8 protein-coding genes are annotated in these 13,661 nt (G+C 40.6%); all 8 read left to right on the forward strand.

Annotated features, from left to right (window positions below; all coding sequences use genetic code 11):
* Nucleotides 1-49 precede the first annotated feature (49 nt).
* Genes PHC76_RS07830 through PHC76_RS07865 form a run of 8 tightly spaced genes read left to right on the forward strand, consistent with a single transcriptional unit; the run spans nucleotide 50 to nucleotide 13,656 of the window.
* Nucleotides 50-2,557 carry a sugar phosphate nucleotidyltransferase gene (locus PHC76_RS07830; protein ID WP_299972639.1) on the forward strand — a complete coding sequence of 836 codons (2,508 nt, stop codon included), beginning with the start codon at nucleotides 50-52 and terminating at the stop codon, nucleotides 2,555-2,557.
* Nucleotides 2,557-4,536, forward strand: coding sequence for a glycoside hydrolase family 57 protein (locus PHC76_RS07835; protein ID WP_299972637.1), 1,980 nt, complete (start codon nucleotides 2,557-2,559; stop codon nucleotides 4,534-4,536). Before PHC76_RS07830 ends, PHC76_RS07835 begins: the two co-directional genes overlap by 1 nt.
* Before the next feature lie 9 nt (nucleotides 4,537-4,545).
* Nucleotides 4,546-6,576 (forward strand): alpha-amylase/4-alpha-glucanotransferase domain-containing protein, encoded by a 2,031-nt coding sequence (locus PHC76_RS07840; RefSeq protein WP_299972635.1) that lies wholly within the window; start codon nucleotides 4,546-4,548, stop codon nucleotides 6,574-6,576.
* On the forward strand, nucleotides 6,569-7,573 hold the full coding sequence (locus PHC76_RS07845) for a UTP--glucose-1-phosphate uridylyltransferase (protein ID WP_299972634.1): 1,005 nt from the start codon (nucleotides 6,569-6,571) through the stop codon (nucleotides 7,571-7,573). The genes PHC76_RS07840 and PHC76_RS07845 overlap by 8 nt, the downstream gene beginning before the upstream one ends.
* The gene (locus tag PHC76_RS07850) at nucleotides 7,566-8,987 is read left to right on the forward strand and encodes a glycogen synthase (RefSeq protein WP_299972632.1); all 1,422 of its coding nucleotides are present in this window, start codon (nucleotides 7,566-7,568) and stop codon (nucleotides 8,985-8,987) included. The genes PHC76_RS07845 and PHC76_RS07850 overlap by 8 nt, the downstream gene beginning before the upstream one ends.
* The gene (locus PHC76_RS07855; RefSeq protein ID WP_299972630.1) at nucleotides 8,988-10,460 is read left to right on the forward strand and encodes a glycogen synthase; all 1,473 of its coding nucleotides are present in this window, start codon (nucleotides 8,988-8,990) and stop codon (nucleotides 10,458-10,460) included. It begins immediately after the preceding gene.
* The gene (glgB, locus tag PHC76_RS07860; RefSeq protein WP_299972628.1) at nucleotides 10,460-12,400 is read left to right on the forward strand and encodes a 1,4-alpha-glucan branching protein GlgB; all 1,941 of its coding nucleotides are present in this window, start codon (nucleotides 10,460-10,462) and stop codon (nucleotides 12,398-12,400) included. The genes PHC76_RS07855 and glgB overlap by 1 nt, the downstream gene beginning before the upstream one ends.
* Nucleotides 12,397-13,656, forward strand: a complete 1,260-nt coding sequence (locus PHC76_RS07865) for a glucose-6-phosphate isomerase (RefSeq protein WP_299972627.1) — start codon at nucleotides 12,397-12,399, stop codon at nucleotides 13,654-13,656. The genes glgB and PHC76_RS07865 overlap by 4 nt, the downstream gene beginning before the upstream one ends.
* Nucleotides 13,657-13,661: the final 5 nt, after the last annotated feature.

Below are 13,661 nucleotides of genomic sequence, written 5' to 3' on the forward strand. Positions count from 1 at the left end.
GCATTTGTTTTGCATCGGATATTATACTTTTCACTTATAAAGGAGCCTAATGAAAGCTGTGGTTATGGCAGGTGGATTCGGTACTCGGATTCAACCACTGACAAACTCTATCCCTAAACCGATGTTACCGATTATGAACCGTCCGATGATGGAACATACGATAGTTAGTTTACGTGATTTGGGGATAAAAGAATTTATTATTTTGCTCTATTTTAAACCTGAAGTGATAAAAGATTATTTTAAAGACGGAAGTGCGTGGGGGATAAATATTACTTATGTTGTCCCTGATGATGATTATGGGACGGCAGGAGCGGTTAAAAAGGCTCAAGAGTTTATAGGGGATGAGAATTTTATTATTATTAGCGGCGATTTAGTAACCGATTTCGATTTTCAACAAATTTTTGATTACCATAAAGCCAAAGAATCAAAATTAACAATTACCCTCACATCCGTAGAAAACCCACTCGAATTTGGTGTTGTAATCGCTAATGAAGAGGGGAAAATTGAAAAATTCCTCGAAAAACCGAGCTGGGGCGAAGTGTTTAGTGATACGATTAATACGGGTATTTATATTATTGAACCGGAGATTTTAGAGTATATTCCTAAAAATGAGAATTTTGATTTTGCTAAAGATTTGTTTCCTCTTTTGATGCGTCAGGGAATCGATTTGATGGCTGGTTATGCACAAGGGTACTGGCGTGATGTTGGAAATCCTGAGAGTTATCGTGATGTTTACGAAGATATTTTGGCAGGAAAAATCAAATTTAATATCGGCGGTGAAGCGGTTAAATATCCTGATGGTGTATTGATTTGTGAAGAAGACAATACTCTGGATGATAGTGTCGAAGTAGTTGGAATCGTCCTCATCGGTAAAAATGTTGTGGTAAAAAAAGGGACCAAACTCAGTAATGTGGTTATCGGTAACAACGTATCAATCGGTACTTCCTCGAAAATAGCGAATACGGTTATTTGGGACGATGTTGAGATTGGTAAAAATGCGAAACTCGATGGGTGTGTTATCTGTTGCAACAATCATATCGGTAAAAATGTTACGGCGAAGTCCGGATTGATTTTAGCGCAAGGGTGTGAGATAGGAGAATTAGTCGTTATCGAAAAAGATGTCACTATCTGGCCAAATAAGGTGATCGAAGATGCCGCTATCGTCAGTCGTAGCGTTATTTTGGGTAGTAAATACAAAAACTCTATTTTTGAAGATGGGATGGTTATCGGAAAATCAAATGTAGAACTTTCCTGTGAAATGGCAACAAAGCTTGCTGAAGCATTCGGTGCTCAACTCCCAGTCGGTTCTACCGTATTGGTATCACGTCACTACGATAAAAGCTCACGTATGCTTAAGCGGGCATTCTTAGGGGGACTTCTCTCTGCCGGAGTTGATGTTGTCGATTATAATGCGATCCCAGCCGCGGTAATGCGTTGCAGTTTATCGTTTCATGATAATTATACTGCCGGAATCCATTTCCACCAAAAAATTGATGATCCGACCAGTACGGTCATTACCTTCTATAACAATGAAGCACTTCGTATTAATAACGATGTTGCTAAAAAAGTAGAAAAAGCTTTTTTTAAAGAGACGTTTCGGCGTGTTGATTATTCACAAATAGGGCAAATTTACCAACTCGATCATAAACGTGAATACGGTGAGTATAAAAAAGGGATGGAAGATATTCTTCAATCGCACCGTTTTAAATGTCTTGAATGTCGTGTTGCAGTGGATGTAACGCATGGTTTGGCATCTGAAGTATTTCCAGAGATTTTAAATGATTTGGGGATAGAACATATTATGTTTAACGCATATGCGGATGAACATCGTCTATCTAATATTAATACATTGATAAAACGTTCGTATGATGATATGGGTGCTGTTATCCAAGCTCTTAAATTGGATGCAGGATTTATCCTATATCCTCATGGGCAAAGACTCGATATCTTAAGCAATGAAGGGAAACCTCTGTCGAAACAGACGGCATTGTATGCTGTCTTGACACTTCTCAATATGGATGCAAAAGCGCATGGAACAAAAAAACGGGTCTTTTTACCGACGTGGGCAGCTGATATCGTCTACTTCGATCATTTAGAGATTGAGCGAGGACAATACGCTAATTTTAAATCGGCTAAGATGAAAACATACGATTTGGTAGCGACGGGAGAGGGGAACTTTACCTTTACTGAATTTGCAACCCATCGAGATTCGATGTATGCTACCCTTAAAATATTAGAGATGATTGTTACCCACGGTGTCGCACTCTCAGAAATCATTGACTCCCTGCCTCATTTCTTCTATGCGACGATTCAAGTCCCTTGTTCCCAAGCACTGAAAGGGAAAATGATGCGCCGTTTTCTCGGTGATGCAAAAGGGAAAGAGTCATCAACTCTCGATGGTGTAAAAATTTGGTTGGATAAAGATGACTGGGTATTGATGATTCCTGATCAATACAGTGATTATTTAAATCTCACTATCCAAGCAAAAGATGATGTAAAAGGGGAACATTACACCCAGCTTTACAAGGACAAAATCGCGGAGTGGATAAAATCGTAATGAAAGTATCATCACTCAAGCTCTCTTTTTTCTGGCATATGCATCAGCCCGATTATCGGGGGAGTGATGGAGTGATGAAGATGCCGTGGGTGTTTTTACATGCTATCAAAGATTATTATGAGATGCCATGGTTACTAAGTAAGTATTCCGGGTTAAAAGCGACGTTTAATCTTAGTGCATCGCTTATCGAACAACTAAACCTCTATCAAAATCCTCTCCAATATGATTATTTTTTAACCCTTTGGGCAAAAGAGCCTCAAGAGCTTGAGTATTCACAGCGAGCATGGTTGGTGAAGTTGATGTGCGCTATGCAGTATGAGACGATGGTACGTCCACTAAAGCGGTATGGCGAACTCTATTATCAAGAATATTTCCTCGATGATGAGTTGATCGAGCTGGAGGTTCTTTTTATCCTTGCATGGTGCGGAAACTATTTGAGACTTCATAATGATGTGGTCAAAAAACTGTTGCTCAAAGAGAGAGGGTATGATTCTGGGGATAAGGAAATATTGCTTGCAACTTTAGGTGGTTTTGTCCAAGAGATTCTCCCTTTGTACAGCTCTTTGCAAAAACAAGGGATTATTTCCGTCTCAACAACTCCCTATTTTCATCCTATCTTACCGGTATTGCTCGATATGGAGAATGCTGCGCGTGCTAACAGTGTTACTAAATTGCCTGCAGGATCATTTTCGCTAACAGACGATGCTAATGAACATATAATACGCTCCATTGAACTCTATAAAGAGACGTTCGGGTGCGAACCGAGCGGTTTTTGGCCTGCTGAGGGGGGAGTGGATGAGAAGAGTGTTGCACTGTATAAAGAAAATGCGATTCATTGGATAGCCACCGACGAGGCAATCTTGTATAAATCTCTTAACGATGAAAATCCCTCATTACGGTACAAACCTTATCTTTTTGATGGGGTGAGTATCGCGTTTCGTGATCATCGTTTAAGTGATCTTATCGGGTTTGAATATCGTCATCAAAAAGGGGACGAAGCGACTCATCATTTTATGGCTGAGCTTGAAAAAATTGCCCAAACCGAAGTTGATCCAAGTGTTTTTGTGATTGTTGATGGGGAGAATGCTTGGGAATTTTACGATAATAACGGATTTGATTTTTTTAGCGCACTTTACACTACACTCTCTGATTGCTCGTGGTGTAAAACCGTGACGATGGATGAGGTAGCCAAATTTAAAAATCAAGGTACGCTAACCCATCTGGCTCCCGGAAGCTGGATACATGGGACGTTTGATACATGGGTTGGGCATAGTGAAAAAAATAGAGCATGGGAACTGATTTTTCAAACACAGCGTGATGTTGCTACCGCACAGCTTAGTGAGGATATTAAAAAGAAAATCAAATATCATCTCTTAGCCTCAGAATGTAGCGATTGGTTCTGGTGGTACGGAGACGATCACAGTACCGATTTCGCACACGAATTTGACGCACTGTTTCGGGAACATTTAATCCATATCTATAGATTGATGGAGATGGACATACCTCTTAATCTTTTGGAGCCTATTTTATCCAATGTTGTTTCTTACCCATTTTGGATTAAGCCAACCAATAAAATATCACCTCTGCTCAATGGAGAAAAAAATTCATTTTTTGAGTGGATGGGGTGTGGAAGTATCGATGAACGTCGGATATTTTCAACGATGGACAGATTGCGTGGCCCTGTTAATATTATGTACTATGGATATGATGACACTACCCTTTATATTGCATTAGAGGGGAGAGTTTCCCCCTCATACCGTATTGTTGCCGATGTTGAAACATGGGGTAAAAGAATCGACATAGTGCCCCTTTACAAGATGGGACGTTTGGAATTTGGAATACCTAGAGAATCGTTGGGTAATTCATCAGAGTTAACATTACGATTTCATTTGATGGAAGGGGAAACAAATCTTCAAAGCTTACCGGGATTTGGACTCTTAAACATCGATTTTAATCATCAAAGTGACTGGTATATTTAGGAGAGTGAGATGAAAACGTCATTATTATTTGGAATCCATATGCATCAGCCGGTCGATAATTTCGATTGGGTTATTGAAATGGGGATAAAAGAGTGTTATGAACCTTTTTTTGAGGTGATGAGCCGTTATCCTGATTTTAAATTCTCTGTTCATTGCAGCGGATGGTTGATGGAGCGTATCGAAGAACTTCGTCCGACGTTGTATGAGAAAATTGTTACTTTGGCAAAAAATGGGAGTATCGAGTTTTTTAGTGCGGGGTATTATGAGCCGATTTTGAGCGTCATACCTGCACAAGATAGGAGAGGACAAATCGGACGGCTAAACGATTCGATTCATGAGCGATTTGGACAAACGCCACATGGGTTATGGCTTACTGAACGGGTTTGGGAGTCGTCATTAATCCCTGACCTACACCATTCAGGGATAGACTATACGGTGATGGATGATTACCATTTTCAGTGTGCCGGATTTGATAAAGAGGTGTTGGACGGTTTTTTTATGAGCGAAGAGGGGGGAGAAGAGATTGGACTTTTTCCGATTAGCCAAAAACTCCGCTACGCGATACCGTTTTTAAACGTTGAGAGTGCGATATCAGCCATAAAATCATTTAACCGTGAAAAAGATTCGGCGGCGATTATTTTCGATGATGCCGAAAAATTCGGTATGTGGCCCGGAACGTATGAGTGGGTTTATGAGAAAAAATGGTTAGAGACGTTTGTAGAGGCAGTATTGGCGGATGAGTCTATTGTGACACGTCATTATGGGGAGTATTATCACTCTCAAAAACCGCGTGGAATTGCCTATCTTCCCAATGTTTCGTATTATGAAATGGGAGAATGGAGTTTACGCGCCGATGATGCGTTGCATCTTGAATCACACAAAGAGGAGATGGGAGTAGAGAAGTATGATGCCTATGGGGTAAAATTTCTCAAAGGGGGGATTTGGAAAAACTTTTTAATCAAGTATCCTGAATCTAACCGTTTGCACAAACGAACTCTCGAACTCTCTCGTGCATTTCACAGAGGCGAGGGGGATTTTGAGATACCGTTGTATAAAGCTCAAACCAATGATTCTCTATGGCATGGGGTTTTCGGGGGACTTTATCTCCCCAATCTGCGTGATAATGTCTATACCTACCTCATCGAATGTGAAAATATACGTTATGGTAAGAAAAAAGCACTTGTGAGTGATACCAATGAACTTGACGGATATCCGAAATTTAAATCGGTGAGTTCAAAATTGATTGCCCGTTTTGATGCTGCGATAGGTGGACAGCTAGTAGAGCTCGATCTTCGCGATAAATGTTTTAATCTCCAAAATACTTTAACTCGTCGAAAAGAGGCGTATCACACGAAACTTTTTACCCCTCCTAAAGAGAAAACACCACCGAGTGAAGAGGGGATAGATACTATCCACCATGCTCATATCGATGCGGATGAGACACTGCGTGATGCGATTATTTATGACTGGTACGGCAAAAATTCCTTTATCGATCATATTAGCGATGAGTATTTTAACGGAGATAATTTCCGTCATTGTAATTTTCGAGAATACGGTGATTTCGCCAATCAACCTTATGAGGGGCTAATGGGTAAAAACTCTATTACACTTAAACGTGATGGGGGAATTTATGATGGTGGAGAATTTGCGACAACGATTGAAAAAGAGTTTGAATTTGGTACGGATTCAATCTCATTTCATCTGAATGTGAGCAGTGAAGCAAAGAAATCTTATCGATACGTGATGGAACATAATTTCCATTTTTGCGACTATGATAAAGTCTTGATTAATGGAGATAAAGTAGAAGAGAGTGGAGAAATCAAAAATTGTGAGCATTTTGAAATTGTTGACCTTGTTTTGAAAAAAAAGATGACGTTTACAGCTGATAAACCTTTTAGCCTCTATTATTTTCAGCTCAAAACACTTTCACAAAGCGAGCATGGATTTGATCTCAGCGTACAGGGGATTAGTATCGCGTGTGTGTTCGAGATGGATAAGGTATGTGATATCAAAGGTGCATTGGAGATTACTCGTGTCTGAGATACGCTACGATTCATTACATGATACCCATGTCCTTATTGCCCCTGAGAGACTCCACCGACCCGACATGATTCCTATTCAGATGATTAATCAAGAAGAAAGTGTCTGCCCTTTTTGTGAGGGGAATGAGCTGATGACCCCCAAAGAGATTTATGCAATTCGTATTTTGGACTCTCTTGCTAACGGCGTAGGATGGAAAACGCGTGTCGTCCCCAATCTCTATAAAGCAGTCGCTATTGAAGCTCCCCATTCATACCATCACGGAAATTTTGGATATTGGGATGGATTTGGAGCACACGAGGTGATTATTGATACCTCTATGCATAAAACTTCAATGATGCAATGGGATCAACAAGAGCGATGTGATTGGCTCAAAACTCTTCGTCAACGTGTCGGTGATTTACGTCGTGATCAGCGAATTTCGTATCTCTCACTGTTTAAAAACGAGGGGTTTGATGCTGGGTCAACAATGGCACATTGTCATACACAACTCATAGGGCTTCCCCTTATTCCCAAAGAGATTCACCTAATGAATCGTTATGCGGTTGACTATTATAAAGAACATCATCATGCTTTGATAGAATCGATAATTAGCTACGAAGAAGAGTCATTGGTTCGAATGGTAGAGACTCACGGAGCATTCAGTGCTTTTTGTCCCTATGCGAGCAGTTACCCTTTTGAAGTGATGATTAGCTCTAAATATCATGTGGGGCAGATTGATACCCTCAATGAAAGTGATTTGGATGATCTCGCAACGTTACTGGGGTCTGTATTACTGCGTCTCAAGAGTGAATTAAATAGCTTTTCGTTTAATCTTTCCATCTCAACCCCTCCATTGGGTGAAGATATCTCTTTGTATGAAGCACATCGTTTGCGAATACGAATAATGCCAAGATTGTATCGATTAGGGGGATTTGAGATGAGTTCTCATATGATGATTAACCCTGTTTTACCTGAATTAGCCGCTAAATTATTACGAGGAGAAGAGTATGATTAAAAAAGTGTTGTTTGCCGCAAGTGAAATATATCCTTTTGCAAAAACCGGTGGGTTAGCAGATGTTGCCTATGCACTCCCTCGTGCATTAAAAAACCTTTATGATGTTACTGTCGTGATGCCACTGTATCGTTCTATCGATAAAGAGCAATATTCTATTACACCGCTTGGTAAATCATTTACCATCTCCATGGGGGGCGAGAAATATCTTGTTGATTTGTATGGGTGCAGTGTTGATGGCTACTCGTTTATATTTATTTATTCGCCGATACTGTGTGATAGAGAATTTCTCTATGGTACACCAGAAGAGGGGTATGTGGATAACGGTATACGTTTTGCCCTCTTTTCGTATGCTATTACGGAATTATTGAAACTAAGAAAGTACGATATTCTCCACCTCAACGATTGGCAATGTGCATTAGCGGCATTACTGGTTCATAAAGATCATAACCATTCACCAAAAGTGATTTATACGATACATAATTTGGCGTATCAGGGGATATTTGATTCGACTATTTTAGAATCGGTTGGGATTGAGCGTGACTATTATACGATGGGTTCTTTGGAATTTTACGGAAAAGTAAATTTTATGAAAGCCGGAGTTGCCTATGCCGATGAGGTGACTACTGTGAGTCCAACCTATGCACGTGAGATTTTAACGGGTGAGTTTGGATGTGGATTGGAAGGTTTTTTACATTTTCATCAAAACAAACTCAGTGGAATTATCAACGGTATTGATAGTGAACATTTTTCTCCACTCGCCGATAATGCCCTGATTGCCCCCTATAGTGAGTTTAAAGGTAAAAAAACAAACAAAACCCACTTGCTAAAACAAATAGGTTTTAAAGGGATTAATAAACCTCTCTTTGCCTTCGTTGGTCGTTTTACATCCCAAAAAGGGATGGATCTTTTGATTGAAACCTTACCTAAAATGGCTCTGTTAGAGTGCAATATTGTGTTGTTGGGTGAGGGGGAAGAGAACTATCATCAATCTTTGTCTCTTGTGGCAAATGAGCATAAAAATATCCATCTTAGCTTTGGGTATGATGAAGCTTTGTCACATCAGATATATGCTGCTGCGGATTTTTTATTGATGCCATCACTCTTTGAGCCGTGCGGTTTAAACCAAATGATAGCTTTTGCTTACGGTGCATTACCGATTGTCCATCGTGTCGGAGGATTAGTCGATACGGTGAAGCGATTAGAAACGTATCAAGAAGATAGCTGTTCGGGTTACGGGTTATTATTTAGTACGGCAACGTGTCGCTCGCTACTTAGTGTCGTTAAAAAAGGGTGTGAGTTATTTGAGGATAAAAAACATTTTGAACGGGTAATCAATCACAATATGCGATGTGATTTCTCTTGGAAAGAGAGTGCCATAGCCTATGGCGAACTGTATGAGAAAGAGAAAAAATAGATGGATAAATTAAATATTCTCTTTGCCGCATCCGAGGTAGTACCGTTTGCAAAAACCGGAGGGTTGGCGGATGTTGCGGGAGCACTTCCAAAAGCTCTTCGTGCACTGGGGCATGATGTACGCCTTGTTATGCCCCGTTACTACATTGTTGATCGTGAAAAATATTCCCTACGACTGATGGAAGGCTCGTTGGGTGTACCGATGGGGACTATGGGTGAAATGTGGGCAGGGGTATATGAAGGGGTTCTTCCCGCTACCGATATTCCGATTTATTTTATCGATTATGAACACTATTTTGGACGTAGTGGCTTGTACGATGAGAATGGCGAAGGATTTAGTGATAACGACAACCGTTTTTTGTTCTTTTCACGTGCGGTAATGCAATTGGCAAAAAAACTCCATTTTCATCCAGATGTGATTCATGCTAACGATTGGCATACCGCTGCTATCCCTATGATGCTCAATACCCTTTATGCTTATGATCCTCATTTCGCCTATACCGGTTCATTGCTTACTATCCATAATCTTCAACATCAAGGGAAGTTTTATAAAGGGGTGATGGATGTTTTAGGGATTGGATGGGAACACTATTTCGAGCTTGAAGAACATGGAAGCATTAACCTTCTAAAGGGGGGGATAGTTCATGCCGATGCCATTAGTACCGTCAGTTCGAAGTATGCCCAAGAGATTCGTACTGCTGAGTTTGGATGGGGGTTAGAGGGACTTATTGATATTAACTCATATAAACTTCATGGAATCCTCAACGGAGTTGATTATGAGGAGTGGAGCCCTGCCGTTGATAGTATGATTTCTTATCATTTTGATATCGATGATATGATGGGTAAGGGGATGTGCAAAAATACTCTTCAGCAGTTGTTTAATCTCCCTCAAAGAGGAGAGATTCCACTTATCGGATTTGTGGGGAGATTGGCGGAACAAAAGGGGATAGAGTTAATTGCCTCATCCATTCACAAACTTTTAGAGATGGACATACAAATCGTCATGTTAGGGGCTGGAGAGAAATGGGCAGAATCATTTTTTAGTGAGATTGCAGGTATGTATCCTCATAAGTTTGGATGTTTTATCGGCTATCGAAATGATATTGCCCACCAAATAGAAGCTGGGAGTGATCTCTTTTTAATGCCATCGTTGTTCGAGCCGTGCGGTCTAAATCAAATCTATTCCCTACGTTATGGGACACTCCCGATTGTCCGTGCTACCGGCGGGTTGGATGATACGATAGAGAACTACCATAACGACGGTGAACACGGGAACGGGTTCAAATTTCACGACGCTACACCTGAAGCATTAATCAATACGGTTGGATGGGCAGTCTATACATGGTACAATGACCATGACGGGTTTAAAAAGATGCAACACAATGCGATGTCTCAACGTTATGATTGGGAAGGTGCGGCACACGAATATGAATCACTTTATCGTCGTATTATTCATGGAAGAAAAGGGGTATGATGAATCATCCAATGAGCTATGAGGTCTCACGCTTGAGTGAGATGGATATTTACCTTTTTAAGCAAGGGACTCATACAAATCTTTACAACAAGCTCGGTTCTCATTCTATGGTACATCAAGGGGACTTTGGGATATATTTTTCAGTGTGGGCACCCAATGCTGCATATGTGAGTGTACGAGGTGATTTCAACAATTATGATACTCAAAGCCATCCGTTAAAACTTCGTGAGGATGAATCGGGGATTTGGGAGGGGTTTATTTCAGGTGTTGAGCAAGGGCTCACCTACAAATACCATATCGTCTCCAAATTTCATAACATTATTCATGATAAAAGCGATCCGTTCGGATTTTATGCTGAAATGCCTCCGAAATCGGCTTCACGGGTGTGGAAGATTGATGATTACGGATGGGAAGATTCGGCGTGGATGGCATCACGGTATCAACACAATGCCCATGATGCTCCGATAAGTGTCTATGAAGTTCATTTAGGTTCATGGAGACGGCATGTGGAGGAGGGGGATCGTTATCTTACTTACCGTGAATTGGCGGTAGAACTCGTCGAGTATCTAAAAGAGATGAACTACACCCATGTCGAGTTTATGCCCCTCACCGAATATCCGTTTTTCGGTTCTTGGGGATATCAAGTGGTCGGATATTTCGCCGCAACGGCGCGATTTGGGACACCGCAGGATTTGATGTATCTGATAGATACGCTTCACCAAAATGGTATCGGGGTGATTATGGACTGGGTCCCCTCCCATTTCGCCGTCGATATGCACGGTCTTATTAATTTTGACGGTACGGCATTGTACGAACATGATGACCCGCGTCAGGGATTTCACCCAGAGTGGGGTAGTATCATCTTTAACTATGGGCGTAATGAAGTACAGTCTTTTTTGATTAGCTCCGCGATGTTTTGGGTAGATTATTACCATATCGACGGTATTCGTGTTGATGCGGTGGCATCGATGTTGTATCTGAACTATGCACGTAAAGAGGGGGAGTGGATCCCGAACCAATACGGTGGCAATGAAAATCTCGAAGCAATCGAGTTTCTCAAAAAGCTCAATACCTCTTTGTACGGTGCCTATCCTGATATCGTGATGATTGCCGAAGAGTCCACCGCCTATCCGATGGTGACCCGTCCCGTCGATGTCGGGGGGCTAGGATTTGGGTTTAAATGGAACATGGGGTGGATGCATGATTCACTCAAATACATGAGTTACAACCCCTTTTTTCGTCAACATCACCATCATCAACTCACCTTTAGTATGTGGTATGGGTTTGATGAGAACTTTATGCTCCCGCTGAGTCACGATGAGGTGGTTCATATGAAAGGTTCCCTCATCAATAAAATGCCGGGAGATACCAACCAAAAATTTGCCAACCTACGGGCATTGTATGCTTATATGATGGCACATCCGGGTAAAAAGCTTCTCTTTATGGGAGGAGAGATTGCCCAATATGCAGAATGGAATTTTGAACGTTCCCTCGATTGGCATTTGTGTGATTTTCCACTTCATGCAGGGCTACAAAAAATGGTTGCTGAGCTAAATAGTCTTTATCGTCGTGAGAGAGCACTACACCTTTATGATGAAAAACGGGAAGGGTTTGAGTGGATCGATGATCGTGATTCTAGCCATAATTGTCTCAGTTTTATCCGAAAAAGTGATAATCCGGATGAAAATATTTATGTGGTGTGCAACTTTGCCGATGAGACACGCTATGATTTTCCGGTTGGGGTAGTTGCAGAGGGGGAATATGTTGAGATATTTAACTCGCAATCTTTAGTGTATGAGGGATGGAATATTCACAATTCAGAGAGTATAATATCTCGAAATGTACCAATATACGGTAAAGAATTTTCGATTACCATGACACTTCCACCATTGGGTGTTGTCTATCTAAAAAAACTAATAAGTAAGGAAGAAAAACTATGATTTTTAGCAAAGAGTTGTGTTGTACTGAGAATGAAGAGTCTAAACAAAGAAAAGAGAAAGCATTTACCGTTGTCACCCATGAATATACGAGTGGAAAAATCGGTTATTATGGACTCCCAATCAGTTCAATTAAAACAGTCGATGAGGTGAAATTATTAGAGGATCAAAATCCGTTTTTAGCATCCGGTACGATTAGTGATATCGCCCTGATCGGTATTGGTGGTTCCTCATTAGGGGTCAAAGGGATTGATTCACTGTTAAAAGCTAAAAAAATACCCACACGAAATCTCCATTTTTTTGAAAATACCGATCCAACAAATATTTCTAAAACATTATCCACATTGACAAAAGAGAATACCCTTTTTATTGTCGCTTCTAAATCGGGGACGACTATTGAGACGATCTCGATTCTAAAAACTGTTATTAGTTACTATGGGCTTGATATTGAAGGGGATGATCGAAATCGTATACTGGTTATAACCGATGCGGGATCATCATTATCGAAATTTGCCGATCATCATGGAATGAGACAGTTTGCAATACCGCTCAATGTTGGAGGACGATTTTCGGTATTGAGTGCTGTTGGTATCGTTCCATTGACATTGGCAGGATACGACACTAAAGCTATTCTCGCTGGTGCACAGACATTTTTAGAGAGTTTTTTTAGTCGTCACGAAGATCATCTTTTAGAAAAAGGGTGTTTTCTTTTTGAAAATAGTGCAACAATTACCACTAATATACTATTCGCATATGCCAATGAACTTGAAAACATGTGTAAATGGTATGTTCAGTTATGGGGAGAGTCGTTAGGTAAAATCGATTTTCATGGAAAAACCGTCGGATTAACCCCACAAGCATTGATCGGTTCGGTGGATCAGCACTCCTTTTTACAACTTCTCATAGAAGGTCCTAAAGATAAGAGTGTGACGTTTATCAATATTCTCGATTTTGAGAGTGATTTGATGATTCCGACACTCTCTTTGAAATACCTCGAAAAAACCGATTTTGTTCATGGCAAAAGTTTTAATGAACTGATAAATCTCCAATGTGCGGCGACAAAGGAGAGTTTAGTTTTAAGTGGTGTTCCAACCGACCAGTTGAGTTTTGAAAAAATTGATGAAGCTAATATTGGAACGATGATCCTTTACTATGAACTCTTAACGTCTGTTGTTGGTGCGATGATGGAGATAAATCCATACGATCAGCCAGGTGTTGAACTGGGCAAACAGATTCTCTACAAAAAATTTGATACGTGAGGTTA

Source organism: Sulfuricurvum sp., assembly GCF_028710345.1.
Taxonomy (GTDB): Bacteria; Campylobacterota; Campylobacteria; order Campylobacterales; family Sulfurimonadaceae; genus Sulfuricurvum.